The sequence below is a fragment of the Streptomyces sp. NPDC026522 genome (genome assembly GCF_055567555.1).
The window spans coordinates 108,880-134,667 of the sequence record NZ_JBVHQF010000014.1; the positions used below are offsets into that span (position 1 = coordinate 108,880).

The 25,788-nt window shown below is 71.7% G+C and carries 28 protein-coding genes; 26 read left to right on the forward strand and 2 right to left on the reverse strand.

Translation table 11 applies throughout. The features are described 5' to 3' along the window. Nucleotides 1–143: 143 nt before the first annotated feature. Nucleotides 144–2,069, forward strand: coding sequence for an ATP-dependent zinc metalloprotease FtsH (ftsH, locus tag ACZ4M3_RS30770; protein ID WP_467738155.1), 1,926 nt, complete (start codon nt 144–146; stop codon nt 2,067–2,069). A gap of 33 nt (nt 2,070–2,102) precedes the next feature. On the opposite strand, the gene ACZ4M3_RS30775 is transcribed toward ftsH, so the two are convergent. Then, nucleotides 2,103–2,771: a methyltransferase type 11 gene (locus tag ACZ4M3_RS30775; protein WP_467738157.1), complete on the reverse strand. Its 669-nt coding sequence runs from the start codon at nt 2,769–2,771 to the stop codon at nt 2,103–2,105. A gap of 153 nt (nt 2,772–2,924) precedes the next feature. On the opposite strand from ACZ4M3_RS30775, the gene proS reads away from it, so the two are divergent. The 18 genes from proS (at nt 2,925) to ACZ4M3_RS30865 (ending at nt 17,687) form a co-directional block, all read left to right on the forward strand. Continuing rightward, nucleotides 2,925–4,337, forward strand: a complete 1,413-nt coding sequence (gene proS, locus ACZ4M3_RS30780) for a proline--tRNA ligase (protein ID WP_467738159.1) — start codon at nt 2,925–2,927, stop codon at nt 4,335–4,337. A gap of 202 nt (nt 4,338–4,539) precedes the next feature. Further along, nucleotides 4,540–5,139: a hypothetical protein gene (locus ACZ4M3_RS30785; protein WP_467738161.1), complete on the forward strand. Its 600-nt coding sequence runs from the start codon at nt 4,540–4,542 to the stop codon at nt 5,137–5,139. 303 nt (nt 5,140–5,442) lie between these two features. Then, complete coding sequence (gene rpsP, locus ACZ4M3_RS30790; RefSeq protein WP_136213353.1) at nt 5,443–5,883, forward strand: 30S ribosomal protein S16; 441 nt, start codon at nt 5,443–5,445, stop codon at nt 5,881–5,883. Between the two features lie 2 nt (nt 5,884–5,885). Beyond that, the gene (locus ACZ4M3_RS30795) at nt 5,886–6,125 is read left to right on the forward strand and encodes an RNA-binding protein (RefSeq protein WP_030011889.1); all 240 of its coding nucleotides are present in this window, start codon (nt 5,886–5,888) and stop codon (nt 6,123–6,125) included. A gap of 167 nt (nt 6,126–6,292) precedes the next feature. Further along, the gene (gene rimM / locus ACZ4M3_RS30800; RefSeq protein ID WP_467738163.1) at nt 6,293–6,883 is read left to right on the forward strand and encodes a ribosome maturation factor RimM; all 591 of its coding nucleotides are present in this window, start codon (nt 6,293–6,295) and stop codon (nt 6,881–6,883) included. After that, complete coding sequence (trmD, locus tag ACZ4M3_RS30805; protein ID WP_467738165.1) at nt 6,883–7,704, forward strand: tRNA (guanosine(37)-N1)-methyltransferase TrmD; 822 nt, start codon at nt 6,883–6,885, stop codon at nt 7,702–7,704. Before rimM ends, trmD begins: the two co-directional genes overlap by 1 nt. Before the next feature lie 133 nt (nt 7,705–7,837). Continuing rightward, nucleotides 7,838–8,188: a 50S ribosomal protein L19 gene (rplS, locus tag ACZ4M3_RS30810; protein WP_136213356.1), complete on the forward strand. Its 351-nt coding sequence runs from the start codon at nt 7,838–7,840 to the stop codon at nt 8,186–8,188. Nucleotides 8,189–8,231: 43 nt separating this feature from the next. After that, nucleotides 8,232–8,954, forward strand: coding sequence for a signal peptidase I (gene lepB / locus ACZ4M3_RS30815; protein WP_467738167.1), 723 nt, complete (start codon nt 8,232–8,234; stop codon nt 8,952–8,954). Then, a complete protein-coding gene (lepB, locus tag ACZ4M3_RS30820) occupies nt 8,947–9,828 on the forward strand; it encodes a signal peptidase I (RefSeq protein WP_467738169.1) in 882 nt (293 codons plus the stop codon). The genes lepB (ACZ4M3_RS30815) and lepB (ACZ4M3_RS30820) overlap by 8 nt, the downstream gene beginning before the upstream one ends. A gap of 113 nt (nt 9,829–9,941) precedes the next feature. Then, nucleotides 9,942–10,838 carry a signal peptidase I gene (gene lepB / locus ACZ4M3_RS30825; protein WP_467738171.1) on the forward strand — a complete coding sequence of 299 codons (897 nt, stop codon included), beginning with the start codon at nt 9,942–9,944 and terminating at the stop codon, nt 10,836–10,838. Nucleotides 10,839–10,881: 43 nt separating this feature from the next. After that, nucleotides 10,882–11,679, forward strand: coding sequence for a signal peptidase I (gene lepB / locus ACZ4M3_RS30830; protein WP_467738173.1), 798 nt, complete (start codon nt 10,882–10,884; stop codon nt 11,677–11,679). Continuing rightward, nucleotides 11,669–12,160 carry an NUDIX hydrolase gene (locus tag ACZ4M3_RS30835; RefSeq protein WP_467738175.1) on the forward strand — a complete coding sequence of 164 codons (492 nt, stop codon included), beginning with the start codon at nt 11,669–11,671 and terminating at the stop codon, nt 12,158–12,160. The genes lepB (ACZ4M3_RS30830) and ACZ4M3_RS30835 overlap by 11 nt, the downstream gene beginning before the upstream one ends. A gap of 55 nt (nt 12,161–12,215) precedes the next feature. Beyond that, a complete protein-coding gene (locus ACZ4M3_RS30840) occupies nt 12,216–12,524 on the forward strand; it encodes a DUF2469 domain-containing protein (protein WP_006139554.1) in 309 nt (102 codons plus the stop codon). A gap of 143 nt (nt 12,525–12,667) precedes the next feature. Next, nucleotides 12,668–13,054, forward strand: coding sequence for a YraN family protein (locus tag ACZ4M3_RS30845; protein WP_467738177.1), 387 nt, complete (start codon nt 12,668–12,670; stop codon nt 13,052–13,054). Next, nucleotides 13,054–14,685 carry a YifB family Mg chelatase-like AAA ATPase gene (locus ACZ4M3_RS30850; protein WP_467738179.1) on the forward strand — a complete coding sequence of 544 codons (1,632 nt, stop codon included), beginning with the start codon at nt 13,054–13,056 and terminating at the stop codon, nt 14,683–14,685. The genes ACZ4M3_RS30845 and ACZ4M3_RS30850 overlap by 1 nt, the downstream gene beginning before the upstream one ends. Then, nucleotides 14,682–15,962 carry a DNA-processing protein DprA gene (gene dprA, locus ACZ4M3_RS30855; RefSeq protein ID WP_467738181.1) on the forward strand — a complete coding sequence of 427 codons (1,281 nt, stop codon included), beginning with the start codon at nt 14,682–14,684 and terminating at the stop codon, nt 15,960–15,962. Before ACZ4M3_RS30850 ends, dprA begins: the two co-directional genes overlap by 4 nt. A gap of 209 nt (nt 15,963–16,171) precedes the next feature. Further along, on the forward strand, nt 16,172–17,011 hold the full coding sequence (gene whiG, locus ACZ4M3_RS30860; RefSeq protein ID WP_136213430.1) for an RNA polymerase sigma factor WhiG: 840 nt from the start codon (nt 16,172–16,174) through the stop codon (nt 17,009–17,011). Between the two features lie 118 nt (nt 17,012–17,129). Next, the gene (locus ACZ4M3_RS30865) at nt 17,130–17,687 is read left to right on the forward strand and encodes a TetR/AcrR family transcriptional regulator (RefSeq protein ID WP_467738326.1); all 558 of its coding nucleotides are present in this window, start codon (nt 17,130–17,132) and stop codon (nt 17,685–17,687) included. Between the two features lie 75 nt (nt 17,688–17,762). Here ACZ4M3_RS30865 and ACZ4M3_RS30870 read toward each other — a convergent pair whose 3' ends face one another. Beyond that, nucleotides 17,763–18,272 carry a M23 family metallopeptidase gene (locus ACZ4M3_RS30870; protein WP_467738184.1) on the reverse strand — a complete coding sequence of 170 codons (510 nt, stop codon included), beginning with the start codon at nt 18,270–18,272 and terminating at the stop codon, nt 17,763–17,765. 251 nt (nt 18,273–18,523) lie between these two features. Here ACZ4M3_RS30870 and rpsB point away from each other — a divergent pair, with 251 nt between their 5' ends. The 7 genes from rpsB (at nt 18,524) to ACZ4M3_RS30905 (ending at nt 25,687) form a co-directional block, all read left to right on the forward strand. After that, nucleotides 18,524–19,414, forward strand: a complete 891-nt coding sequence (gene rpsB / locus ACZ4M3_RS30875; protein ID WP_467738186.1) for a 30S ribosomal protein S2 — start codon at nt 18,524–18,526, stop codon at nt 19,412–19,414. A 134-nt stretch (nt 19,415–19,548) separates the two neighbouring features. Next, the gene (gene tsf, locus ACZ4M3_RS30880; protein WP_453351629.1) at nt 19,549–20,385 is read left to right on the forward strand and encodes a translation elongation factor Ts; all 837 of its coding nucleotides are present in this window, start codon (nt 19,549–19,551) and stop codon (nt 20,383–20,385) included. A 161-nt stretch (nt 20,386–20,546) separates the two neighbouring features. Then, nucleotides 20,547–21,341 carry a UMP kinase gene (gene pyrH, locus ACZ4M3_RS30885; protein ID WP_467738188.1) on the forward strand — a complete coding sequence of 265 codons (795 nt, stop codon included), beginning with the start codon at nt 20,547–20,549 and terminating at the stop codon, nt 21,339–21,341. Nucleotides 21,342–21,432: 91 nt separating this feature from the next. Then, nucleotides 21,433–21,990, forward strand: coding sequence for a ribosome recycling factor (gene frr / locus ACZ4M3_RS30890; RefSeq protein ID WP_190186850.1), 558 nt, complete (start codon nt 21,433–21,435; stop codon nt 21,988–21,990). Then, nucleotides 21,990–23,063: a phosphatidate cytidylyltransferase gene (locus ACZ4M3_RS30895; RefSeq protein WP_467738190.1), complete on the forward strand. Its 1,074-nt coding sequence runs from the start codon at nt 21,990–21,992 to the stop codon at nt 23,061–23,063. The genes frr and ACZ4M3_RS30895 overlap by 1 nt, the downstream gene beginning before the upstream one ends. 160 nt (nt 23,064–23,223) lie before the next feature. Then, complete coding sequence (gene rlmN / locus ACZ4M3_RS30900; RefSeq protein WP_453351632.1) at nt 23,224–24,336, forward strand: dual-specificity RNA methyltransferase RlmN; 1,113 nt, start codon at nt 23,224–23,226, stop codon at nt 24,334–24,336. A 250-nt stretch (nt 24,337–24,586) separates the two neighbouring features. Beyond that, nucleotides 24,587–25,687, forward strand: a complete 1,101-nt coding sequence (locus ACZ4M3_RS30905; RefSeq protein WP_467738193.1) for a thiamine ABC transporter substrate-binding protein — start codon at nt 24,587–24,589, stop codon at nt 25,685–25,687. Nucleotides 25,688–25,788: the final 101 nt, after the last annotated feature.

Below are 25,788 nucleotides of genomic sequence, written 5' to 3' on the forward strand. Positions count from 1 at the left end.
CGGCGCCGTCCGCAAGGGCCCTGGCCGGCCCGGGAGTGACCAGCCGGCCGGGGCCCTTGCGTCGTTCCTGGCTTCGGCTCCCCGGGGGCACTCGTCCGGTATCTCCCTTATGGTCAGCCGGGAGGACGGCAGAAGGAGGCCCCGTGCCCAGCCCCACCCCCGCACCGCCCCGCGACCGGGCCGACACCCCCTGGCGTTCCGAGGGCGCGCCGCCCACCCCGCCGCCGCGGAAGCGGATGGCCGGCGGATGGCGCGGGCTGATCCTGGTCGCCCTGATCGTCTTCCTGATCACCAACCTCGTGCTGTCGTTCTTCAACGAGGGGGACGAGCCGACGGTCTCCTACACCGAGTTCAGCAAGCAGGTCGCCAACGGCAACGTCTCGAAGATCTACTCCAAGGGCGACGCCATCCAGGGACAGCTCAAGGCCAAGGCGCCGAAGCCGGACGGCGGCGAGGGCGACTACACCAAGTTCGTCACCCAGCGCCCGGCCTTCGCCGACGACGACCTGTGGGCCAACCTCACCAAGCACCAGGTCACGGTGACCGCCTCGCCCGTCGTCGTCCAGCGCAGCTTCCTCGCCAACCTCCTCCTCTCGCTCGCGCCGATGCTGCTGCTGGTCGTGCTGTGGGTGCTCATCGCCCGCCGGATGGGCTCGGCCATGGGCGGCGGCCTCGGCGGTCTGGGCCGCAAGGCGCCGCCGAAACCGGTGGAGCTGGAGGCGGGCGCCAAACGCACCACCTTCGAGGACGTCGCGGGCATCGACGAGGTGCAGGGCGAGCTCGACGACGTCGTCGACTTCCTCAAACATCCGCAGGCGTACCGGAAGATGGGCGCCCGGATGCCCGGCGGGGTGCTCCTCGCCGGGCTGCCGGGCACCGGCAAGACCCTCCTCGCCCGCGCGGTCGCGGGAGAGGCCGGAGTCCCCTTCTTCTCGGCCTCCGCCTCCGAGTTCATCGAGATGATCGTCGGCGTCGGCGCGTCGCGCGTCCGCGAACTCTTCACCGAGGCGCGCAAGGTCGCCCCCGCGATCATCTTCATCGACGAGATCGACACCATCGGGCGCGTGCGCGGCGCGGGCGGCGGACTCGGCGGCCACGACGAACGCGAGCAGACGCTGAACCAGATCCTCACCGAGATGGACGGTTTCTCCGGCTCCGAGGGCGTGGTCGTCCTCGCCGCCACCAACCGCGCGGACGTCCTGGACCCGGCACTGACCCGGCCCGGCCGCTTCGACCGGCTGGTCCAGGTCTCGCCGCCCGACAAGAACGGCCGCGAGGCGATCCTGCGCATCCACACCCGCGAGATCCCGCTGGCCGACGGAGTGGACCTCGGCCGGGTCGCCAGTACGACACCCGGCATGACCGGCGCCGAGCTGGCCAACCTCGCCAACGAGGCCGCCCTGCTGGCCGTCAAGCGCAAGCAGTCGCAGGTCACCCAGGCCGACCTGGCAGAGGCCCTGGAGAAGGTACAGCTCGGCGCCGAACGCCCGCTCGTCATGCCGCTGGAGGAACGCCGCCGCACGGCCTACCACGAGAGCGGCCACGCCCTGCTGGGCATGCTCCAGCCGGGCGCCGACCCCGTCCGCAAGATCACCATCGTGCCGCGCGGCCGGGCCCTGGGCGTCACCCTCTCCACCCCGGACGCCGACCGCTACGCCTACACGGAGCCCTACCTGCGCGGACGCATCATCGGCGCCCTGGGCGGCATGGCCGCCGAGCACGTCGTCTACGACGTGATCACCACGGGCGCCGAGAACGACCTCGAACAGGTCACCGGCCTGGTACGCGGCATGGTCGGCCGGTGGGGCATGAGCGAACGGGTGGGCCGGCTGACCGCCATCCCCTCCGACGCGCAGAGCGCGTACGGGCTCTCCGCCGCGCCCGCGACGCTGGACGCCGTCGACGCCGAGATGCGGCGGATCGTCGACGAGTGCTACGTCGAGGCCTGCCGCCTGCTGCGGGAGCACCGCTCGCAGCTCGACGACCTCGCCGAGGCGCTGCTCGCCGCCGAGACCCTGGACGAGGCCGCCGCCTACGCCGCCGCGGGCATCCCGCGCCTGTCGAAGTAGCCGCCCCCGGAACCCGGCCCCCGCAGGGCCCGGCTAGCGGACCCGGGCGATCACGTAGCGGAAGATGTTCGGCAGCCACACGGCGCCGTCCGGCCGCTCGTACGGGTGAAGCGCCTCGGTCAGCTCCTTCTCCACCTGCGCCGGGTCGGAGGCCGACTCGTACAGCCCCGTCGACAGCAGCCCGCGCACCGCACTGTCCACGTCCGCGTAGCCGAACGGGCAGAACACCCGCCCCGAGCCGTCCGGTACCAGTCCGGCGCCCGCCGCCACCGCGTCCAGGTCCCGCGGCGCCGGGCCGCCGCCCAGTACCGCCGGGACGGTGCACCGCTCCGCCGGCCCCCAGCCGGCCAGGACCACCGCCCCGCCCCGGCGGACCGCCGGCAGGGCCGCGGCCAGCGCCTCGGGGCCCGGCGAGAACGCCAGCAGGACGTCGTACGGCCGCGCGGTGGACGGCGGGTCCGCCCGCACCTCCAGCAGCCGCTCACGGGCCAGCGCACGGCGCGCCGCATCCGCTTCCACGCCGCTGACGGCGGCCCCGCGCCGCTGCGCCAGCAGGAGGGCCAGCCCGGCCCCGCACCCCAGGCCGAGCAGCCGGGCCCCGGGCCCGACCTCCAGCCGGTCGTAGACCGCCTCGTACAGCGGTACCAGCATCCGTTCCTGGATCTCCGCCCAGTCCCGGGCGACGAGCGTCGTCGTCGGCATCGGTGTCATCGAAAGAGCGCTCCTGATTCCATGTCGCCCCCTGCGGGTTTCCCCGAGCCCCCGTTGCCAGGGAACTCCCCATCGGCCCCCGCGTCCAGAGGAGTGCGCCACCCGATTCACGCATCGAGCGCCCGGCGCCGTACCATTCGCGCCATGGCAAAGGCACCCGTTCTCACCCCCCAGGCGGAGGATTTCCCCCGCTGGTACCAGGATCTGATCAACAAGGCCGAGCTGGCCGACAACGGTCCGGTACGCGGCACCATGGTCATCCGGCCGTACGGCTACGGGCTGTGGGAGCGGATGCAGCAGGAGATGGACGCGCGCATCAAGGACGCGGGCGCCCAGAACGCGTACTTCCCGCTGTTCATCCCGCAGTCGTACCTGACGAAGGAAGCCGAGCACGTCGAGGGCTTCGCCCCCGAGCTCGCGGTCGTCACGCACGGCGGCGGCAAGGAGCTGGAGGAGCCGGTCGTCGTCCGGCCCACCTCCGAGACGATCATCAACGACTACTTCTCCAAGTGGGTCCAGAGCTACCGGGACCTGCCCCTGCTGATCAACCAGTGGGCCAACGTGGTCCGCTGGGAGATGCGCCCGCGCGTGTTCCTCCGTACGAGCGAGTTCCTCTGGCAGGAGGGCCACACCGCCCACGCCACGTACGAGGACGCCCGTGAGTACGCGGCGCGCATCCACCGGGACGTGTACGGCGACTTCATGACGAACGTGCTCGGCATCGACGTCGTGCTCGGCCGCAAGACGGCCAAGGAGCGCTTCGCCGGCGCCATCAACACCCTCACGCTGGAGGGGATGATGGGCGACGGCAAGGCCCTGCAGCTGGGCACGAGCCACGAACTGGGCACCAACTTCGCCAAGGCCTTCAACACCCAGTACCTGTCGAAGGAAGGCAAGCAGGAGCTGGTCTGGCAGACCTCGTGGGGCGTCTCGACCCGCATGGTCGGCGGCCTGATCATGTCCCACGGCGACGACAACGGCCTGCGGGTGCCGCCGCGCCTCGCGCACGTCCAGGTCGTCGTCATGGCGATCAAGGGCGACGAGGCCGTGGCCAAGGTCCGCGAGCTCGGCGCGCAGCTGAAGGCCGCCGGGATCCGGGTCCAGGTCGACGACCGCGTGGACACGCCCTTCGGGCGGCGCGCCGTGGACTGGGAGCTCAAGGGCGTACCGGTGCGCGTCGAGATCGGCCCGCGCGACCTGGAGAACGGCACCGCGATGCTGGCCCGCCGGATCCCGGGCGGCAAGGAGGCCGTGCAGATCTCCGCGCTGGCCGACCTGCTGCCCAAGGTGCTGGAGGAGGACCAGGCGCAGCTGCTGCGCGAGTCCCGCGAGCGCCGGGAGGCCCGTACCTCCGACGTCGCGACGATCGAGGAGGCCGCCGAGGCCGCCGTCGCGGGCGGCTGGGCGCGCATTCCGTGGGCGGACCTGGGTCCCGAGGGCGAGGCGAAGCTGGCCGAGCAGGCCGTCTCCGTGCGCTGCCTGATCGCCGAGGACGGCTCGGTCCCGGAGGCGGACGACGCCCCCGGCACCCTCGCCATCGTGGCGCGGTCGTACTGATCGCCCGTTGATCGTTCCTACGCCCCCGGCGTGCGGTTTCCTCCGCGCGCCGGGGGCGTAGGCGTCCTTACGTACCGACTCCTCCGGGGATATGCGCACCCGTCCTCGTCGGGACGCATCAGACTGAACTGACTGGTACGTGCAAAAAATTTGGAATGGCCCGGAATCGGAACACCGGGGCACCCCGGCTCGTTGTCACGACGTGAGCACGACACCACCTGTTCTCGCCGCAGAGCTGGCGCAGGCGTGGGCCGATATTCAGCGGTACCACCCCGAGCTGCCTGACCTTGCCGCGCCCGAGTCCCTGATCGGAGAGTCGTCGTCCGCATGTGGCGCCGAGCTCTCCTTCGAGCGACTGCTGCACGAGGCAGTCCACGGCATCGCAGCCGCCCGTGGAGTCCGCGACACCTCGCGGGCCGGCCGCTACCACAACCGCAGATTCCTCGCGATCGCCGAGGAGATGGGGCTGGACCACTCCGACGAGCCGCACGCCAGCAGCGGTTTCTCGCTGGTCTCGCTCAGCCCCGAGGCGAAGAAGCGCTACCGCCCCACCATGGAGCGGCTGCAGCGGGCCCTCAAGGCGCACACGGTCGCCACGGCCGCCGACACCAAGCGCAGCTTCCGCGGACCGGCCGCCCGGCACGGCTCCTCCGGCGGCGGCGTCCGGGTCAAGGCGGTCTGCGACTGCGGGCGCAACGTGCGGGTCGTCCCGTCGGTGCTGGCCCAGGCGCCCATCGTCTGCGGAGGCTGCATGAAGCCGTTCCGCATCCCCGAGGTGGCCGTCTCGGCCGCCGCCTCCTGAGCCGGACGAGCGGCCGCGGCGGCCGGTCGTGCGGACGGTCGTGCGGGCGGTCGCCCCGCCGGGCGGGCGTGCCGCCGCGCGTCCGGCCGCGGGCGGACTGCGTGGTGTCCGGCCGCCCGCTCCCGCCGGGGCCCCTGTCGGCTGAGCCCGCCGCAGGCATGTGGCACAATGGCTAGCTGTACTCGACAGTCGCACAGGACCCCTCTCTCCTCCGGCTGACGCGTCCATCGGGCACCCGAGTACCGCAACCCCACGTGGCATCTCATGTGCCCAACCACGTCAAGTTCAGGAGACACCACTCCAGTGGCAGTCAAGATCAAGCTCAAGCGCCTCGGCAAGATTCGCCAGCCGCACTACCGCATCATCGTCGCCGACGCCCGCACCCGCCGGGACGGTCGCGCGATCGAGGAGATCGGTATCTACCAGCCGACCTACAACCCGTCGCGCATCGAGGTCAACGCCGAGCGTGCGCAGTACTGGCTGTCCGTCGGCGCCCAGCCCACCGAGGCTGTGCTCGCCATCCTGAAGCTGACCGGTGACTGGCAGGCCCACAAGGGTCTCCCCGCCCCCGCGCCGCTCCTGCAGCCGGAGACGAAGGAGAGCAAGCGTCGCTCCTTCGACGAGTTCGCCAAGGCCCTCGAGGGCATCGGCGAGGGCAAGGGCGAGGCCATCACCCAGAAGGCGAAGAAGGCCGACAAGAAGGCGGACGAGGCTGAGGCCGCCGCCGAGTCGACCGAGGCCTGATCATGCTCGAGGAGGCTCTTGAGCACCTCGTGAAGGGCATTGTGGACAACCCCGACGAAGTGCAGGTCGCCTCGCGCAACCTGCGCCGCGGACAGGTGCTCGAGGTCCGGGTCCACCCGGACGACCTCGGGAAGGTGATCGGCCGCAACGGCCGCACCGCACGTGCGCTGCGCACCGTCGTGGGCGCCATCGGCGGCCGGGGGATCCGGGTCGACCTCGTCGACGTGGACCAGGTCCGCTGAACAGTTGAACCACCGGCACGGGCCGGGGAGGGGCGCATGCGCCCTTTCCCGGCCCGAGTCGTTTCCGCCCGGGTCCGAGGGAGACCGTGGACCGGGCAACCACGACGGAGAGGTGCCACCTCCGCGAGAGCGGCGGCGGTACGGCCGCAAGAGGGAGAGACAAGACAGTGCAGCTGGTAGTCGCGCGGATCGGCCGCGCCCACGGGATCAAGGGTGAGGTCACCGTCGAGGTGCGGACCGACGAGCCCGAACTGCGGCTCGCGCCGGGCGCGGTGCTCCAGACGGAGCCGGCGGCCACGGGCCCGCTGACCATCGAGACGGGCCGGGTGCACAGCGGGCGGCTGCTGCTGCGCTTCGAGGGCGTGAAGGACCGCACCGGTGCCGAGGCGCTGCGCAACACCCTGCTCATCGCCGACGTGGACCCCGCGGAGCTGCCCGAGGAGCCCGACGAGTACTACGACCACCAGCTGATGGACCTGGACGTGGTGCTGGAGGACGGTACGGAGATCGGCCGGATCACCGAGATCTCGCACCTGCCCTCGCAGGACCTGTTCATCGTGGAGCGGCCCGACGGCACCGAGGTCATGATCCCCTTCGTCGAGGAGATCGTCGCCGAGATCGACCTGGAGGAGCAGCGCTGCGTCATCACGCCGCCGCCCGGCCTGATCGACGACCGCGCCGAAATCGTGTCCAGCCGGGACGCCGGGGCCGCGGGTGACGATGCCGCCGGTGACGATGCCGCCGGGGACGACTCCTGATGCGTCTCGACGTCGTCACGATCTTCCCCGAGTACCTGGAGCCGCTGAACGTCTCCCTCGTTGGCAAGGCGCGGGCGCGCGGCCAGCTCGACGTCCACGTGCACGACCTGCGGGACTGGACGTACGACCGCCACAACACGGTGGACGACACCCCCTACGGCGGCGGGCCCGGCATGGTCATGAAGACCGAGCCGTGGGGCGAGGCGCTGGACGCGGCGCTGGCCGACGGGTACGAGGCCGGCGCGCACGGCCCGGTCCTGGTCGTCCCCACCCCGAGCGGGCGTCCGTTCACCCAGGAACTGGCCGTCGAACTGTCCGAGCGGCCGTGGCTGATCTTCACCCCGGCCCGGTACGAGGGCATCGACCGCCGGGTCATGGACGAGTACGCGACGCGGATGCCGGTGTACGAGGTCTCCATCGGCGACTACGTCCTGGCGGGCGGCGAGGCAGCCGTCCTCGTCGTCACCGAGGCCGTGGCCCGGCTGCTGCCCGGGGTCCTCGGCAACGCCGAATCGCACCGGGACGACTCGTTCGCGCCCGGCGAGATGGCGAACCTGCTGGAGGGGCCGGTCTACACCAAGCCCCCGCAGTGGCGCGGCCGGGGCATTCCCGACGTCCTGCTGAGCGGCCACCACGGGAAGATCGCCCGGTGGCGGCGGGACGAGGCCTTCCGCAGGACAGCCCGCAACCGGCCCGACCTGATCGAGCGCTGCGAGGCCTCCGCCTTCGACAAGAAGGACCGGGAGATCCTGAGTCTGCTGGGCTGGCAGCCCACCCCCGACGGCCGGTTTTGGCGTAGGCCGCAGACCGTGGAAGAATAGGCGGCTGTTGTGTGCTCGCGTACGCCCCTGCCACAGGGGGACCGTCGTCCGCGAGCGGGCGCAGCTCCCGAATTCTCTACGGAAATCCGCACCGGCGGCCTGTGGCGTCGTGCGAAGAAAGCAGACGAAGAACATGTCTCACCTGCTCGATGGCGTCAACGCCGCCTCGATCCGCTCCGACGTCCCGGCCTTCCGCCCGGGTGACACGATCAACGTGCACGTCCGCGTCATCGAGGGCAACCGCTCCCGTATCCAGCAGTTCAAGGGTGTTGTCATCCGTCGCCAGGGCTCTGGCGTCTCCGAGACCTTCACCGTTCGCAAGGTCTCCTTCAGCGTCGGTGTCGAGCGCACCTTCCCGGTGAACTCCCCGATCTTCGAGAAGATCGAGGTCGTCACCCGCGGTGACGTGCGTCGCGCCAAGCTGTACTTCCTCCGTGAGCTCCGCGGCAAGGCCGCGAAGATCAAGGAGAAGCGCGACCGCTGATCTCCCCTCCGGGTCCCGGGGGCGGCCGGATAGGCTCCCCCCGATGGACACCGAAGCAGAGCTCACACAGCGCGGCCGCTCTTCCCCCGACGAGGGGGAGGGGCGGCCGCGCCGTGCGTTGGCCCCGGGCGGGCTGACCTGGCGGCGGGCCGGGCTGCTGGGGCTGGTCTGCACGGTCTTCGTGCTGCTGCTCGGCAACTTCGTCGTGCAGCCGTTCCTGATCCCGAGCCGGTCGATGGAGCCGACGCTCCGGGTCGGGGACCGGGTCCTGGTCAACAAGCTGGCGTACCGTTTCGGCGACCTGCCGAAGCGCGGGGACGTGGTCGTCTTCGACGGCACGGGCTCCTTCGTCCCGGAGGGGCCGCAGGGCAATCCGGTCGGTGCGGCCCTGCACGGCGCGGCCTCGGTGCTCGGGCTCGCGGAGCCCTCCGACACCGATTTCGTGAAGCGGGTCGTGGGGGTCGGCGGCGACGACGTGGTGTGCGACGAGAACGGCCGGCTCAAGGTCAACGGGGTGCCGGTGCAGGAGCCGTACCTCTACCCCGGCGACACCTCCTCGAAGGTGCCCTTCCGGATCGTCGTACCCCTTGGGACCCTGTGGGTCATGGGCGATCACCGGTCTCAGTCGCGGGACTCCCGCGACCACCTGGGCGAGCCCGGCGGGGGGATGGTGCCGGTGGACAAGGTGATCGGGCGGGCCGACTGGATCGGCTGGCCCGTCTCGCGCTGGGGCGCGGCGGGGAGCGCGGGGGGCGGGCATGGGTAGCCGGGGGCGGCCGAAGGGCCGGCCGGAGCCCGCGCCGGAGCCGGAGCCGGAGCCCGAAGCGGCCGCGGGGGCGCTGCCCCGTACCCCGTCCCAGCCCGAGGGCGGCCGGGCCGAACGGCGCCGGCTGGCGCGCCGGGTCCGCCGGCGCCGCCGGACCCGCAGGGCGGGGGAGCTGCCCCTGCTGGTGGTCGTCGCGCTGTGCATCGCCCTGCTCCTCAAGACTTTCCTGGTGCAGGCCTTCTTCATTCCCTCGGGCTCCATGGAGCAGACGATCCGGATCGGCGACCGGGTCCTGGTCGACAAGCTCACGCCTTGGTTCGGCTCCAAGGTGGAGCGCGGCGACGTCGTGGTGTTCAAGGACCCGGGCGGCTGGCTGAGGGGCGAGGCGGCCCGGCCGGCCGCGGACCCGGTCGTCGTCAAGCAGATCAAGCAAGCCATGACGTTCATCGGCCTGCTGCCCTCGGCGGACGAACAGGACCTGATCAAGCGGGTCATCGGCGTGGGCGGGGACACCGTCACGTGCTGTGACGCGCGGGGGCGGGTCACCGTCAACGGCACGCCGCTGGACGAGCCGTACGTCAATTCGGGCAACGCCCCGTCGGAGATCCGGTTCGAGGTGAAGGTGCCGCGGGGGCGGCTGTTCGTGATGGGGGACCACCGGGCCAACTCGGCCGATTCCCGCTACCACCTCGACGAGGGGTTCCAGGGCACGATCGACGAGAACGGAGTGGTGGGACGGGCCGTGGTGATCGCCTGGCCCTACGGCCACTGGCGCGAGCTGGAACAGCCCGCGACCTTCCTCACGGTGCCCGATGAGGCACGGCGCGGGCGGCGCGGTCGTGGTGGACGGCGTCGGGGCGCGCGGTTCGCATAGTGTGTCCTCGGTCTCCCGCGCCTTAGGGAACTCCCGCTCGTTAAGGGAGGGGAGGGCCCGTGTCCGTACCGGCGCGGGCGGCGAATCCGATTGAGGGAGTGGATGTGGGGGATGTGGCGGTAGGCGCGCGGTCCGGACGCGACGAGGGTGACGAGCGGCCGGAGGAGGGCGTCGAGAGCGAGACCGAGAAGGGCGGTGCCGGGGCACGCCCCCAGCGCTCGTTCTGGAAGGAGCTGCCGCTCCTCATCGGCATCGCCCTGCTGCTGGCCCTGCTGATCAAGACCTTCCTGGTGCAGGCGTTTTCGATCCCGTCGGAGTCGATGCAGAACACCCTCCAGCGCGGTGACCGGGTGCTGGTGGACAAGCTGACCCCGTGGTTCGGCTCCGAGCCCGGGCGCGGTGAGGTCGTGGTCTTCCACGACCCCGCCAACTGGCTCGCGGGCGAGGCCACTCCGGAGCCGAACATCGTGCAGAAGGCCCTCAGCTGGATCGGCCTGATGCCGTCGGCGGAGGAGAAGGACCTGATCAAGCGGACCATCGCCGTCGGCGGCGACACGGTCGAGTGCAAGCGGGGCGGACCGGTCGTCGTCAACGGCAAGGAGCTGGACGAGCCGTACATCTACCCCGGCAACACCCCTTGTGACGACGCCCCCTTCGGTCCGATCACCGTTCCCAAGGGCAAGATCTGGGTGATGGGCGACCACCGGCAGAACTCCCAGGACTCCCGCTACCACATGCAGGACTCGACGCAGGGCTTCGTGCCGGTCAAGGACGTCGTCGGCCGGGCCGTGGTGGTGGCGTGGCCGGTCACCCGCTGGGCCACCCTCCCGGTTCCGGACACCTTCGACCAGCCGGGCATCGGCAACCAGGCCAAGGCCGCCGCCCTCGGTCTCGACGCCTCGGGACTGGCCCCGGTCGGCCTCGGGCCGGCTGCCCTGGGGTTCGCGGGCGCCGTCCCGGTCGTCCTGTGGCGCAGGCGGAAGCTGACCACCGGCCGTACCGCCGGGTAGGGTGCCGCCCAGGTCGACGATCCCGGAGTGTGGGGGCGCTGCAATGGGCGGAACACGAACAAGCGGTACGCAGGTCATACGCAGTGGCAATGGCCGCGGCGGTCTCGGCAACGTCTTGTCGGGAATCGCCGTGGCCATCGGCTTTGTGCTCTTCCTCGGCGGATTCGGCTGGGGGGCCCTGACCTACCAGCCGTACACGGTGCCGACCGACTCGATGGTGCCGACCGTCCGGCCCGGCGACCGGGTCCTCGCACAGCGGATCGACGGCGACCAGGTGCGCCGCGGCGACGTGGTCATCTTCACCGATTCCCTGTGGAGCAACTCGCCCATGGTCAAGCGGGTGGTCGCGATCGGCGGCGACACCGTGAAGTGCTGCGGCGCGGGCGGGAAGCTCACCGTGAACGGCAAGGAGCTGGACGAGCCCTACCTCGACGACTCCCGCCTCACCCCGCTGGACCCGGCGACCGTCCCGGTGCCCGGGGGGGCCTCCGACACCACCTTCGAGGTGAAGGTTCCCGAGGGCAACCTCTTCCTGCTCGGTGACCACCGCGCGGGCTCGCTGGACTCCCGGGCCCACCTCCAGGAGAGCGGGCAGGGGACCGTGGCCCGCTCGGCGGTCAGCGCCCGGGTGGACGCGCTGGCGTGGCCGTCGATGTCGATGGTGGGGCGGCCCGAGACGTACGCCGCGCTGCCCGGCGGGACGTCCCGGCCCGGGCCGCTGCGGCTCCAGCTGGCCGCGGTGGTGGCCGGAGCCGCCCTGGTGCTGCTGGGGGCCGCCTACGGACCCGTCGCGCGGGCCCTGGGGCGCGGGCGCCGGCCGGAGCGCGGCGATGCCCGCTGACGCGGTCCGCAAGGTGTCCCGGGTCGTCCTCCTGGACCCGCGGGACCGGATCCTGCTGCTGCACGGCTTCGAACCGGACGATCCGGCGAAGGACTGGTGGTTCACCCCGGGCGGCGGGGTCGAGGGCGCCGAGACGCGTGCGGAGGCCGCGCTGCGGGAACTCGCGGAGGAGACGGGCATCACCGAAGTGGAGCTGGGGCCGGTGCTGTGGCAGCGGTACTGCGCCTTCCCGTTCGACGGACGGCGCTGGGAGCAGGACGAGTGGTACTTCCTCGCCCGGACGACCCGGACCGAGACGGTGACGACCGGCTTCACGGAGCTGGAGCGGCGCACCGTCACGGGAGCGAGGTGGTGGACCTCCGAGGAACTTCTCTCGGCACATGAGACGGTGTACCCGACCAGACTCGCCGGGTTGCTCCGTACGCTGCTCGACGACGGTCCTCCGGGTGCGCCGGTGGTCCTGGCCCCGGAAATCGTTTAGGGCCGCGGGGCTCTGGCGCACAATAGGGGGACGCACGGCTGAAGGGGAACATGCCATGAGTGCCGAGGACCTCGAGAAGTACGAGACCGAGATGGAGCTGAAGCTCTATCGGGAGTACCGCGACGTCGTCGGTCTGTTCAAGTACGTGATCGAGACGGAACGCCGTTTCTACCTCACCAACGACTACGAGATGCAGGTGCACTCGGTCCAGGGAGAGGTCTTCTTCGAGGTCACCATGGCCGACGCCTGGGTCTGGGACATGTACCGCCCGGCCCGGTTCGTGAAGCAGGTGCGGGTGCTGACCTTCAAGGACGTGAACATCGAGGAGCTCAACAAGAGCGACCTCGAACTTCCCGGGAGCTGATCCGGCCCGCTGCCGTTCCGCCGGCCCGGCGGCTCCGGAGTCGCCCGCAGGGGTGACGGGGTTGTCCACAACGCCGCGGTTGTCCACCAAGATCCACAAGGGGGGCGGGGGCGCGGGATCGTCGGTGCCGGAGGTGGTGCCGGATGAACGCGAAGGGCGTGGCGCAGCAGGCATTGGGCCGGTACGGCGAGGAACTCGCGGTGCGGCGGCTCACCGAGTCCGGGATGACGGTGATCGCCCGGAACTGGCGGTGCCGCAGCGGGGAGATCGACATCGTCGCGCGGGACGGTGACTGCGTCGTCGTGTGCGAGGTGAAGACGCGCAGGGCGGCGGAGGCCGGGCAGACGGTGTTCGAGCACCCGATGGCCGCCGTCCGGCCCGGCAAGGCGGAGCGGCTGCGCCGGCTCGCCGGGCGCTGGCTCGCGGACCACGGGGGGCCGCCGCCGGGCGGGGTGCGGATCGACCTCGTCGGAATCCTGCTGCCACGGCGCGGTGCGCCCGTGGTGGAGCACGTCAGGGGGGTGGCCTGATGGGGTTCGCCCGGGCCTGCTCGGTGGCCCTGGTGGGGGTCGAGGGCGTGGTCGTCGAAGTCCAGGCCGACCTGGAGCCGGGGGTCGCGGCCTTCACCCTGGTCGGGCTGCCCGACAAGACCCTGGTGGAGAGCCGCGACCGGGTGCGGGCTGCCGTGGTCAACTCGGGCGCCGCCTGGCCGCAGAAGAAACTCACGGTCGGCCTCAGCCCGGCCTCCGTACCCAAGGGCGGCGCCGGCTTCGACCTCGCCGTGGCCGCCGCCGTCCTCGGGGCCGCCGAGGTGGTCGAGCCGGGCGCCATCGCCGACCTGGTCCTCATCGGGGAGCTCGGGCTCGACGGCCGGGTGCGGCCCGTCCGGGGGATCCTGCCCGCCGTGCTGGCCGCCGCCGAGGCCGGGTACCGGCAGGTGGTGGTGCCGCAGCAGTGTGCCGCCGAGGCGATGCTCGTCCCCGATGTCGGCGTACTCGGCGTACGGAGCCTGCGGCAGCTGATCGCCGTCCTGACCGACGGGGTGGTGCCCGAGGAGGAGGACCCGGCCGTCGGCCGCCCCGATCCGATGCTGGCCGGGCTGCTGGTTCCGGGCGCCGGACTGGGCACCGGCATCTCCCGCGCCGGCGGGGGCGCGGGCGACGGCCCCGACTTCCCGGACCTCGCCGATGTCGCCGGGCAGCACGCGGCCCGGCGGGCGCTGGAGGTGGCCGCCTCCGGGGGACACCACCTCTTCCTCAGCGGTCCCCCGGGTGCGGGCAAGACGATGCTGGCCGAGCGGCTGCCCTGGATCCTGCCGCCGCTCACCCGCCAGGACGCCCTGGAGGTGACGGCCGTGCACTCCGTCGCGGGGATCCTGCCCCCGGGCGAACCCCTGCTCGCCCGGCCGCCGTACTGCGCCCCCCACCATTCCGCGACCATGCAGTCCCTGGTCGGCGGCGGGGCCGGGGTGCCCCGGCCGGGGGCGGTCTCCTTGGCTCACCGTGGCGTGTTGTTCCTGGACGAGGCCGCCGAGTTCGGCTCGAAGGCGCTGGACGCCCTGCGCCAGCCCCTGGAAGCCGGGCACGTGGTCATCGCCCGGGCCGCCGGGGTGGTCCGGCTGCCGGCCCGCTTCCTGATGGTCCTCGCCGCCAACCCGTGCCCGTGCGGGCGGCACACGATGCAAGGGGCCGGCTGCGAATGCCCGGCCTCGGTGGTCCGGCGCTACCAGGCGAGACTGTCCGGGCCGTTGCTCGACCGGGTCGACCTGCGCGTCGAGGTGGAGCCCGTCACCCGCTCCGACCTGCTGGGGCAGGGCGGCCGCGGCGAAGCCACGGCGGTGGTCGCCGACCGCGTCCGCGAAGCCCGGGACCGGGCCGCCGCCCGGCTCGACGGTACTCCGTGGCGGCTCAACTCCGAGGTGCCCGGGCACGAGCTGCGCACCCGCTGGCAGGCCGGGCCGGGCGCGCTGGCCCAGGCGGAGCGGGACCTGGAGCGGGGGCTGCTCACGGCGCGGGGGCTGGACCGGGTGTTGCGGGTCGCCTGGACCGTGGCCGACCTGCGGGGCAACGAGCGCCCCGACGCGCTGGACGTGGCCGTCGCACTGGAGCTGCGCACCGGGATCGCCCGCGGGGCGACGCTGGCCATGGGGGCGGGGTCATGACCGCCGCGCGGGAACGTGACGCTGCGGAGCCGGATGCCGGGGAGCCGGATGCCGCGGAGACGAGTACCGGGCGGCCGGACACCGCGGGACCGGAGCAAGGGGGCGAGCCGGGGCCCGAGCTGTTGGCGCGGGCCGCGCTGACCCGGGTGCTGGAGCCCGGCGACGAGCACGGCGGGCGCTGGCTGCGGGAGTTCGGCGCCGTGGGCCTGATACGGCTGCTGACCGGGAGCGGCCCCGGGCCGGGGGAGGGGCGCCCGACCGGAGTGGGCCCGGAGCGGCTCGCCGGGTACCGCAGCCGGGCCGCCCTCGCCGATCCCCGGCGGGACCTGGCGGAAGCCGCCGCGGCCGGGGTGCGCTTCATCTGCCCCGGGTCGGCGCAGTGGCCGACCCAGCTGGACGACCTGGGCGACGCCCGGCCGGTCGGGCTGTGGCTGCGCGGCGGCGCGGACCTGCGGACCTGGGCGCTGCGCTCGGTCGCCGTGGTCGGGGCCCGGGCCTGCACCCCGTACGGGGCCCACATGGCGCAGACCCTGGCGGCCGGTCTGGCCGAGCGCGGCTGGGTGGTGGTCTCGGGAGCGGCCTACGGGGTCGACGGAGCGGCCCACCGCGGGGCCCTCGCCTCGGGCGGAGCCACGGTCGCGGTCCTCGCCTGCGGGGCGGACGTGGCCTATCCGCGCGGGCACGCCGGGCTGCTCGGCCGGATCGCGGGCCAGGGGCTGGTGCTGGGCGAGCTGCCGCCCGGCAGCCACCCCACCCCGAGCCGGTTCGTGCTGCGCAACCGGGTCATCGCCGCCCTCACCAGGGGCACGGTGGTCGTGGAGGCGGCCGTGCGCAGCGGCTCCCTGGTCACCGCCCGGCGGGCCCGGGAACTGGGACGTTTCACGATGGGCGTCCCGGGGCCCGCGACCAGCGCTCTCTCGGCCGGGGTCCATGAACTGCTGCGCGGTGAGGCGGTGCTGGTCACGGACGCGGCCGAGGTGGTCGAACTGGTCGGGGACATGGGCGAGCTGGCTCCCGAGCGGCGCGGCCCGGTGCTCCCCCGGGACCTGCTGGACCCCGCCACCGCGCGGGTGCTCGAAGCCCTGCCGGCGGGCCGCCCGGCGCGGTTGGAGGAGGTGGCCCTCGCCGCCGGCACCGGCACCGATGAAGTCATCGGCAGACTGTACGAACTTCACTCTCTGGGGTTCGTCGAACGGCATGGCGATGCCTGGCAGTTGACCTTGCGGACACCCCGGGGAGGCACTCGAACCGGTGGCACCCGGCGAGGCGGTCGTTGACCTGGGGCGTTCCGGTGAAAGAGTGACGCCGATGAGAGACGCGGTCTTCCCGAGGGCGGTTGCCGGGACCGTGCGCCAGGCGCCGGTCCCGGCACGCCCGTGCCGGTCGGGGCGCTCCTGCGGCCCCGCGCCATCCCGTACTCTTCGCGCACCGCGACACTTCCGTCACGCTACGCTCCCAAGGAATCCGGCTCCGGCAAAGGCGAAGCATGCCCCAGCACACCTCAGGGTCTGACCGCGCTGCGGTGCCCCCCGCTGCCCGCGGCGGCAGTGTGCGGTCCACCGCGCCCTCGTCCCTGGAGGTGCTGTGGCGTTCGTACAAGGACTCGGGTGACGAGCGGCTGCGGGAGCAGCTGATCCTGCACTACTCACCGCTGGTGAAGTACGTGGCCGGCCGGGTCAGCGTGGGTCTGCCGCCCAACGTCGAACAGGCCGACTTCGTCTCCTCCGGCGTCTTCGGCCTCATCGACGCCATCGAGAAGTTCGACATCGAGCGCTCCATCAAGTTCGAGACCTACGCCATCACTCGCATCCGCGGCGCGATGATCGACGAGCTGCGGGCACTGGACTGGATCCCCCGCTCGGTCCGGCAGAAGGCGCGTGCCGTGGAGCGCGCGTACGCCACGCTGGAGGCCCAGCTGCGGCGCACCCCCACCGAGCACGAGGTGGCCGGGGAGATGGGGATCGGGGTGGAAGAGCTCCACACCGTCTTCAGCCAGCTGTCGCTGGCGAACGTGGTCGCCCTGGAGGAACTGCTGCACGTCGGCGGCGAGGGCGGTGACCGGCTCTCGCTGATGGACACCTTGGAGGACCACGCCGCCGACGACCCGGTCGAGGTGGCCGAGGACCGCGAGCTGCGCAGGCTGCTGGCCCGCGCGATCAACACCCTGCCGGAGCGGGAGAAGACGGTCGTCACGCTCTACTACTACGAGGGCCTCACCCTCGCCGAGATCGGCAACGTGCTGGGGGTCACCGAGAGCCGGGTCAGCCAGATCCACACCAAGTCCGTGCTCCAGCTGCGCGCCAAGCTCGCGGACGTCGGCCGGTGACGCGCGGACGGGGCCGGTGCCGGCGGTGCGGCCGGTCCGACGCGTTGCGCCGATGACCGGTGTCCCGGCCGCCGTTGCTCCGTAGAGTGGTCGGGTGCCAAGGATTCGAGCGGCCTCCGTGGCCGAGCACCGGTCGATGCAGCGCGGCGCCCTGTTGGACGCCGCCCGTTCCCTGCTGTCCGAAGGCGGTACGGAGGCCCTGACCTTCCCCGCCCTGGCGCAGCGCACCGGGCTCGCCCGGTCCTCCGTGTACGAGTACTTCCGCTCCCGCGCGGCGGTCGTCGAAGAGCTGTGCGCGGTGGACTTCCCCGTCTGGGCCACCGAGATCGAGGCGGCGATGGAGGCGGCCCCGACGCCCGAGGCGAAGATCGAGGCCTACGTCCGCAGCCAGCTCGGGCTGGTCGGGGACCGGCGCCACCGGGCAGTGGTGGCCATCTCCGCCAGCGAGCTGGACGCCGGTGCGCGGGAGAAGATCCGCGCGGCGCACGGCGGACTGGTCGCGATGGTCGTCGAGGCGCTGGCCGCCCTCGGGCAGGCGGAGCCGAAGCTGGCCGCGATGCTGCTCCAGGGGGTGGTGGACGCGGCGGTACGGCGGATCGAGCTCGGCGCGGCCGAGGACCCGGGTGTGGTGACGGAGGCGGCCGTGGCGATGGCCCTGCGCGGCGTCCGGGGCTGAGGCGTCCGGCTGAGGGGTGTCCCGCGGATCACCGCCGGGCCCGGCCCGCCCGGCATCGCGGCGGGCCGCCTGGCCTCAGCCGTCCGGCGGCGAGGCGGGCAGCAGTCTCGGGGTGGGGCGCGGGAGCAGGGACAAGGGGTTGAGGTAGGTCTCGCCCGCCAGCAGACCCCAGTGCAGGCAGGGCCCGGGGCAGTGGGCGCCCTCCGTCAGGACCGCCACCACCTGGCCCGCCCCGACCTCCTCGCCCTCCGCCACGAGCGGCCGGACCGGCTCGTACGTGGTGCGCAGCCCGCCCGGCAGGGTCAGGGAGAGCACCCCGCGGCCGGCGACCTGCCCGGCGTAGTGCACCCGGCCGGGCCCCACGGCCCGCAGCTGCGCCCCCACGGGCGCCGCCAGGTCCACCCCGCGGTGACCGGCCGCGTACGGCGTGGGCGGCGGGTCCCACCACCGCGCCACCACCAGGGGCGGCGGCAGGGGGCGGACGGCGGAGACCGCAGGGGTCACCGGGGCCACGTGGGCCGCGGAGGGCACGGGGGTGAGCGCCTGGGCCAGCGCCACCAGCAGGGTGAGCAGCAGTGTCGTCATACGGAGCAGCGTCCCGCGCGCCCCGGGTGCGCCGCCCGGGCCTGTGGACAACCCGGACGGTGTGGACAAGCGCGTCACCCGGCATACCGCCGGGTCCCGTACACTTCTTGTGGCGATCCGGGTCACCGGGTCGACTTCGCACGCCCCAGCACCGGCCCGTCAGGCCAGGTGAGAGCGTCTCTCGGTCCCCTCCTCGGGGGCAGGGCGCGGCGGGGCGTCAGGAACCAAACCGAGAAAACAAGGAGATGGCCATGGCCGTCGTAACGATGCGGGAGCTGCTGGAAAGCGGCGTCCACTTCGGTCACCAGACCCGTCGCTGGAACCCGAAGATGAAGCGCTTCATCTTCACCGAGCGCAACGGCATCTACATCATCGACCTGCTCCAGTCGCTGTCGTACATCGACCGCGCCTACGAGTTCGTGAAGGAGACCGTCGCGCACGGTGGCTCCATCATGTTCGTCGGTACCAAGAAGCAGGCCCAGGAGGCCATCGCCGAGCAGGCGACGCGCGTCGGCATGCCGTACGTCAACCAGCGCTGGCTCGGTGGCATGCTCACCAACTTCTCCACCGTCTACAAGCGCCTCCAGCGTCTGAAGGAGCTTGAGGCGATCGACTTCGAGGACGTCGCCGCCTCGGGTCTCACCAAGAAGGAGCTCCTGGTCCTCTCCCGCGAGAAGATCAAGCTGGAGAAGACCCTCGGTGGTATCCGCGAGATGTCGAAGGTCCCCAGCGCCGTCTGGATCGTCGACACCAAGAAGGAGCACATCGCCGTCGGTGAGGCGCGCAAGCTCCACATCCCGGTCGTCGCGATCCTCGACACCAACTGCGACCCCGACGAGGTCGACTACAAGATCCCGGGCAACGACGACGCGATCCGCTCCGTCACCCTGCTCACCCGCGTGATCGCCGACGCCGTCGCCGAGGGCCTCATCGCCCGTTCCGGTGCCGCGACCGGTGACTCGAAGCCGGGCGAGAAGGCCGCCGCCGAGCCGCTCGCCGAGTGGGAGCGCGACCTGCTCGAGGGTGAGAAGAAGGCCGACGAGCCCGCCGAGGCCGCTCCGGCCGAGGCTGCCGCCGAGGCTCCGGCCGCCGAGGCCGAGGCCGTCGTCGAGGCTCCGGCCGCCGACGCCGAGCAGGCCTGACCCACTGAGAGCGCCCGGCGTTCACGCGCCGGGCACTCACAGCACGGACGATGACGGCGGGGGAGCCGCGCCACGAGCGCGACTCCTCCGCCGCTCACCCTGGATCTACGACTTCGAGAGAGAATCCAAGACTCATGGCGAACTACACCGCCGCTGACGTCAAGAAGCTCCGCGAGCTCACCGGCGCCGGCATGCTGGACTGCAAGAACGCGCTCGTCGAGGCCGACGGCGACGTCGAGAAGGCCAACGAGATCCTGCGCGTCAAGGGCCTCAAGGGCGTTGCCAAGCGTGAGGGCCGCTCCGCCGAGAACGGCGCCGTCGCCTCCCTGATCGCCGCGGACAACACCTCCGGCGTGCTCGTCGAGCTCAAGTGCGAGACCGACTTCGTCGCGAAGAGCCCGAAGTTCCTCGCCGTCGCCGACGAGCTGGCCCAGCACGTGGCCGCCACCAAGCCGGCGGACATCGAGGCGCTGCTCGCCTCCGAGATCAAGCCCGGTCAGACCGTCCAGGCGTTCGTGGACGAGGCCAACGCCAACCTCGGCGAGAAGATCGTCCTCGACCGCTTCGCGCAGTACGACGGTGCCTTCGTCTCCGCGTACATGCACCGCACCATGCCCGACCTGCCCCCGCAGATCGGTGTCCTGGTCGAGCTGGACAAGGCCGACGCCGACCTGGCCAAGGGCATCGCCCAGCACATCGCCGCCTTCGCGCCGAAGTACCTCTCCAAGGAGGACGTCCCGGCCGAGGTCGTCGAGAGCGAGCGCCGCGTCGCCGAGGAGACCACCCGCGCGGAGGGCAAGCCCGAGGCCGCCCTGCCGAAGATCGTCGAGGGTCGCGTCAACGGCTTCTTCAAGGAAGCCACGCTGCTCGGCCAGCCGTACGCGCTGGACAACAAGAAGTCCGTCCAGAAGGTCCTGGACGAGGCCGGTGTCACCCTGGTGCGTTTCAGCCGCATCAAGGTCGGCATCTGAGTCCGTCCGTACGCGACGGACACCGGACCCCGGTAGGGTCTGAAGCAGTCGTCCGCGCTCGCGCAGGGCGACCGCAGATCTGACGAGGAGGCCATTGCCGTAGAGGGAACCGCGAGGACCCACCGGCAATGGCCTTCTTCGTATGTGCACGAGGAGATCCCATGAATCAGGGCGTGGACCACCACACCGCTTCCGACGACAAGAGCGACCACGACAAGAGCGACCACGACAAGAAGGGCCGCCGCTTCATGCTGAAGCTGTCGGGCGAGGCCTTCTCCGGCGGCGGCGGGCTGGGCGTCGACCCTGACGTCGTGCACGCCATCGCGCGTGAGATCGCCGCCGTGGTCCGTGACGGCGCGGAGATCGCGATCGTCATCGGCGGCGGCAACTTCTTCCGCGGCGCCGAGCTCCAGCAGCGCGGCATGGACCGTGCCCGTTCCGACTACATGGGCATGCTCGGCACGGTCATGAACTGCCTCGCCCTCCAGGACTTCCTGGAGAAGGAAGGCATCGACAGCCGCGTCCAGACCGCCATCACGATGGGCCAGGTCGCGGAGCCGTACATCCCGCTGCGGGCCGTGCGGCACCTGGAGAAGGGCCGCGTCGTGATCTTCGGCGCAGGCATGGGCATGCCGTACTTCTCCACCGACACCACGGCCGCCCAGCGCGCCCTGGAGATCGACGCGGAGGCCCTGCTCATGGGCAAGAACGGCGTCGACGGGGTCTACGACTCCGACCCGAAGACCAACCCGGACGCGGTCAAGTTCGACGCGCTGGAGTACAGCGAGGTGCTGTCCCGGGACCTCAAGGTCGCCGACGCCACCGCCATCACGCTGTGCCGCGACAACCGGCTGCCGATCCTGGTCTTCGAGCTCCTCGCCGAGGGCAATATCGCCCGCGCCGTCAAGGGTGAGAAGATCGGCACGCTCGTGAGCGACCAGGGCACCCGGGTCTGATCCCGCCGCCGCTGGGCGACCGCCCGCAGCGGACCGGCCCGGCCGGGCCGCCCCGCCTGAACCATCCATATCTGACATGCAGGAGCACGTGGTGATCGAAGAAATCCTCCTCGAGGCCGAGGAGAAGATGGAGAAGGCCGTCGTCGTCGCCAAGGAAGACTTCGCCGCGATTCGCACGGGCCGTGCGCACCCGGCGATGTTCAACAAGATCGTGGCGGACTACTACGGTGCCATCACGCCCATCAACCAGCTCGCCTCCTTCGCGGTGCCCGAGCCCCGGATGGCCGTCGTGACGCCGTTCGACGCGTCCGCGCTGCGCAACATCGAGCAGGCCATCCGCGACTCCGACCTCGGCGTCAACCCGAGCAACGACGGCCGCATCATCCGGGTGACCTTCCCCGAGCTGACGCAGGAGCGCCGCAAGGAGTACGTCAAGGTCGCGCGCACCAAGGCCGAGGACTCCAAGGTCTCGATCCGCTCCATCCGCCGCAAGGCGAAGGACGCGCTCGACAAGCTCGTCAAGGACAAGGAGTCCGGCGAGGACGAGGTCCGCCGCGCGGAGAAGGAGCTCGACGACACCACCGCGAAGTACGTCACGCAGGTGGACGAGCTGCTCAAGCACAAGGAAGCCGAGCTCCTCGAAGTCTGATGAACGACTCTTCCTGGCAGCCGGAGCCCGTTCCGGCGGGTCCCGCATACGATGCGCAGGTGGGCCCGCAGACTCGGCCCATGCCCATCGTGCCCGATGCCGCCGGCCGTGACTTCGACGACCGGGAAGCACGCGATCGGGGGGTCGCCGCCTACAGCGGCCCCCTCTTCCGCGCCGAGACGCCGCCGCAGGAGCCCATGCCCAGCCCCCCGCCTCCGCCCTCGCCGGCACCCCAGGACGCCTCCCCGCCGCCGAAGAAGCGCGCGGGGCGGGACCTGCGGGCCGCCATAGGGGTCGGCGTCGGCCTCGGAGCGGTGATCTTCGCCTCGCTCTTCATCGTCAAGGCCGTGTTCGTCGGCGTCATCGTCGTCGCGGTCGTCGTGGGCCTGTGGGAGCTCACCTCCCGGCTCCAGGAGAAGAAGGGCATCAAGGCGCCGCTGGTACCGCTCGCGGTCGGCGGCGCCGCCATGGTCATCGCCGGATACGTCCGGGGGGCCGATGGTGCCTGGGTGGCGATGGCCCTGACCGCCCTGGCGGTCCTGGTCTGGCGGATGACCGAGCCGCCCGAGGACTACCTCAAGGACGTCACGGCGGGTGTCTTCGCCGCGTTCTACGTGCCCTTCCTCGCGACCTTCGTGGCGATGCTGCTCACCGCCGACGACGGGCCCCAGCGGGTCGTCACCTTCCTGCTGCTGACCGTGGTCAGCGACACCGGGGCGTACGCGGTGGGCTGGCGCTTCGGCAAGACCAAGCTCGCGCCGCGCATCAGCCCCGGCAAGACCCGCGAGGGGCTGGTCGGCGCGGTGGCGTTCGCGATGGCGGCCGGCGCGCTGTGCATGGAGTTCCTGATCGACGACGGCGTCTGGTGGCAGGGCCTGCTGCTGGGCCTGGCCGTCGCGGTCAGCGCCACCCTGGGCGACCTCGGTGAGTCGATGATCAAGCGGGACCTGGGCATCAAGGACATGGGCACCCTGCTCCCCGGTCACGGCGGCATCATGGACCGGCTCGACTCGCTGCTGCCGACCGCCCCCGTGGTGTGGCTGCTGCTGGCCGCGTTCGTCGGCACCGGCTGATACCCGCCCGCGGGGGCTCCGGCCCGCGGGCTTCTCACCAGTGTGACCCCGCTGAGCTGGGGCGACGTACATACGAAGGCTTGGGGTGGGTCCGGGCGGTTACTCTTGAAAGGCGCGCTGCTTCTGCGGCGCGCCTTTCGTCTTACAAGGAGTACCCGCCATGGCCCGCCCCGTTCCGGGAGAGCTCACTTTCGTCGCCCCTCGCGGAGCGAAGAAGCCGCCCCGGCACCTCGCCGACATGACCCCGGCCGAACGCCGCGAGGCGGTCGCCGCGATCGGCGAGAAGCCGTTCCGGGCCAAGCAGCTCTCGCAGCACTACTTCGCGCGCTACGCGCACGACCCCGCCGAGTGGACCGACATCCCGGCGGGCTCGCGGGACAAGCTCCGCCAGGAGCTGCTGCCCGACCTGATGAACGTGGTCCGGCACATCAGCTGTGACGACGACACCACCCGCAAGACCCTGTGGAAGCTGCACGACGGCACCCTCGTGGAGTCGGTGCTGATGCGCTACCCCGACCGGGTCACCATGTGCATCTCCTCCCAGGCCGGCTGCGGTATGAACTGCCCGTTCTGCGCCACCGGCCAGGCCGGGCTGGACCGCAACCTGTCGACCGCCGAGATCGTGCACCAGATCGTCGACGGCATGCGCGCGCTGCGCGACGGCGAGGTCCCCGGAGGCCCGGCCCGGCTGTCGAACATCGTCTTCATGGGCATGGGCGAGCCGCTGGCCAACTACAACCGCGTCGTCGGCGCCATCCGCCGGCTGACCGACCCGGAGCCCGACGGACTGGGCCTGTCGCAGCGCGGGATCACCGTCTCCACCGTCGGCCTGGTCCCGGCGATGCTGCGCTTCGCCGACGAGGGCTTCAAGTGCCGCCTCGCCGTCTCGCTGCACGCGCCGGACGACGAGCTGCGCGACACCCTGGTGCCGGTGAACACCCGGTGGAAGGTGCGCGAGGTGCTGGACGCGGCGTGGGAGTACGCCGAGAAGTCCGGCCGCCGGGTGTCGATCGAGTACGCCCTGATCCGCGACATCAACGACCAGGCCTGGCGTGGTGACCTGCTCGGCAGGCTGCTCAAGGGCAAGCGCGTACACGTCAACCTCATCCCGCTGAACCCGACGCCCGGCTCGAAGTGGACCGCCTCGCGGCCGGAGGACGAGAAGGCGTTCGTCGAGGCGATCGCCCGGCACGGGGTGCCGGTGACCGTACGCGACACCCGCGGTCAGGAGATCGACGGCGCGTGCGGCCAGCTGGCCGCGTCCGAGCGCTGACGCGCCCTCCTGGGGCCGTTCGGCCACGGGGTACCCTGTGGCCGAACCAATTGCATATTCCGACAGGGGAGCGCCACAGCGCTGAGAGTGCGGTAACCGTCATCCGCAGACCCTCTGAACCTCGCCCCGGTCATTCGGGGTAGGAAGTTCGGTCATTCACTCAAGCTGTTGCGCCCTGCCCGGCGACCGCTCGCACTGAGCGCCGGGCAGGGCCGCGTCTTCTCCTGGATATCCCAGGAGGAATTCACCAGTGAGCACCACCAAGAAGTTCGCGGGCGCCCTGCTCGTGACCGCGCTGAGCGTCGGCACGCTCAGCGCCTGTGGCGGCGACGCCGGCGGCAAGCCCGCGGCGGGCGCGAGCGACGCGCCGAAGCCCAAGACCGTCACCCTCGTCTCCCACGACTCCTTCGCCGTGAGCGAGCCGGTCCTCAAGGAGTTCGAGCAGCAGAGCGGCTACACCGTCAAGGTCCTCAAGTCCGGGGACGCCGGCGCCGCGCTCAACCAGGAGATCCTCACCAAGGGATCGCCGCGCGGCGACGTCTTCTTCGGCGTGGACAACACGCTGCTGTCCCGCGCGCTCGACAACGGCATCTTCACGCCCTACGAGGCCAAGGGCCTCGGCGAGGTCAAGCCCGAGTACGTGCTGGACAAGCAGCACCGGGTCACCCCGGTGGACTCCGGCGACATCTGCGTCAACTACGACAAGCAGTACTTCGCGGACAAGAAGCTCGCCCCGCCGCAGACGCTGGACGACCTGGTCAAGCCGGAGTACAAGAACCTGCTGGTCACCGAGAACGCCGCGACCTCCTCGCCCGGCCTCGGGTTCCTCCTCGCCTCCGTCGGGAAGTACGGCGACGAAGGCTGGAAGGATTACTGGAGCAAGCTCAAGGCCAACGGCGTCGAGGTCGTCGACGGCTGGGAGCAGGCCTACAACGAGCGGTTCTCCGGCTCCGCGGGCGGCAAGAAGGCCATGGGCGACCGGCCGCTGGTCGTCTCCTACGCCTCCAGCCCGCCGGTCGAGGTGCTGTACGGCGAGCCGCAGCCGGCCGAGGCGCCGACGGGCGTCTCCACCGGCACGTGCTTCCGCCAGGTCGAGTTCGCCGGCCTGCTCAAGGGCGCGAAGAACGAGGCGGGCGGCAAGGCGCTCCTGGACTTCCTGGTGAGCAAGAAGTTCCAGGAGGACATGCCGCTCCAGATGTTCGTGAACCCGGTCGTCAAGGACGCCAAGCTGCCGGAGCTCTTCACGAAGCACGGCGTGGTGATCGACAAGCCGGAGAACGTCGCCCCGGACGCCATCGCCAAGAACCGTGAGCAGTGGGTCAAGGCATGGTCCTCGCTCGTCGTGAAGTAGCCCCCGGAAGCGGTCCCGAGACGTCCGGAGCCTCCGCGGCGTCCGGAGCTGCCGCCGCTGCCGGAGCCTTCACCGCACCGGGGCGCGAGCGCGGGCGGGCC

What these genes read in the sequence shown, in the direction of transcription:
- ACZ4M3_RS30775 (WP_467738157.1), bottom strand. Translation starts at nt 2,771, where the DNA reads ATGCCGACGACGACGCTCGTCGCCCGGGACTGGGCGGAGATCCAGGAA.
- proS (WP_467738159.1), top strand. Translation starts at nt 2,925, where the DNA reads ATGGCAAAGGCACCCGTTCTCACCCCCCAGGCGGAGGATTTCCCCCGC.
- ACZ4M3_RS30795 (WP_030011889.1), top strand. Translation starts at nt 5,886, where the DNA reads ATGCTCGAGGAGGCTCTTGAGCACCTCGTGAAGGGCATTGTGGACAAC.
- trmD (WP_467738165.1), top strand. Translation starts at nt 6,883, where the DNA reads ATGCGTCTCGACGTCGTCACGATCTTCCCCGAGTACCTGGAGCCGCTG.
- rplS (WP_136213356.1), top strand. Translation starts at nt 7,838, where the DNA reads ATGTCTCACCTGCTCGATGGCGTCAACGCCGCCTCGATCCGCTCCGAC.
- lepB (WP_467738167.1), top strand. Translation starts at nt 8,232, where the DNA reads ATGGACACCGAAGCAGAGCTCACACAGCGCGGCCGCTCTTCCCCCGAC.
- lepB (WP_467738169.1), top strand. Translation starts at nt 8,947, where the DNA reads ATGGGTAGCCGGGGGCGGCCGAAGGGCCGGCCGGAGCCCGCGCCGGAG.
- lepB (WP_467738173.1), top strand. Translation starts at nt 10,882, where the DNA reads ATGGGCGGAACACGAACAAGCGGTACGCAGGTCATACGCAGTGGCAAT.
- ACZ4M3_RS30835 (WP_467738175.1), top strand. Translation starts at nt 11,669, where the DNA reads ATGCCCGCTGACGCGGTCCGCAAGGTGTCCCGGGTCGTCCTCCTGGAC.
- ACZ4M3_RS30840 (WP_006139554.1), top strand. Translation starts at nt 12,216, where the DNA reads ATGAGTGCCGAGGACCTCGAGAAGTACGAGACCGAGATGGAGCTGAAG.
- ACZ4M3_RS30845 (WP_467738177.1), top strand. Translation starts at nt 12,668, where the DNA reads ATGAACGCGAAGGGCGTGGCGCAGCAGGCATTGGGCCGGTACGGCGAG.
- ACZ4M3_RS30850 (WP_467738179.1), top strand. Translation starts at nt 13,054, where the DNA reads ATGGGGTTCGCCCGGGCCTGCTCGGTGGCCCTGGTGGGGGTCGAGGGC.
- dprA (WP_467738181.1), top strand. Translation starts at nt 14,682, where the DNA reads ATGACCGCCGCGCGGGAACGTGACGCTGCGGAGCCGGATGCCGGGGAG.
- whiG (WP_136213430.1), top strand. Translation starts at nt 16,172, where the DNA reads ATGCCCCAGCACACCTCAGGGTCTGACCGCGCTGCGGTGCCCCCCGCT.
- ACZ4M3_RS30870 (WP_467738184.1), bottom strand. Translation starts at nt 18,272, where the DNA reads ATGACGACACTGCTGCTCACCCTGCTGGTGGCGCTGGCCCAGGCGCTC.
- rpsB (WP_467738186.1), top strand. Translation starts at nt 18,524, where the DNA reads ATGGCCGTCGTAACGATGCGGGAGCTGCTGGAAAGCGGCGTCCACTTC.
- tsf (WP_453351629.1), top strand. Translation starts at nt 19,549, where the DNA reads ATGGCGAACTACACCGCCGCTGACGTCAAGAAGCTCCGCGAGCTCACC.
- pyrH (WP_467738188.1), top strand. Translation starts at nt 20,547, where the DNA reads ATGAATCAGGGCGTGGACCACCACACCGCTTCCGACGACAAGAGCGAC.
- ACZ4M3_RS30895 (WP_467738190.1), top strand. Translation starts at nt 21,990, where the DNA reads ATGAACGACTCTTCCTGGCAGCCGGAGCCCGTTCCGGCGGGTCCCGCA.
- rlmN (WP_453351632.1), top strand. Translation starts at nt 23,224, where the DNA reads ATGGCCCGCCCCGTTCCGGGAGAGCTCACTTTCGTCGCCCCTCGCGGA.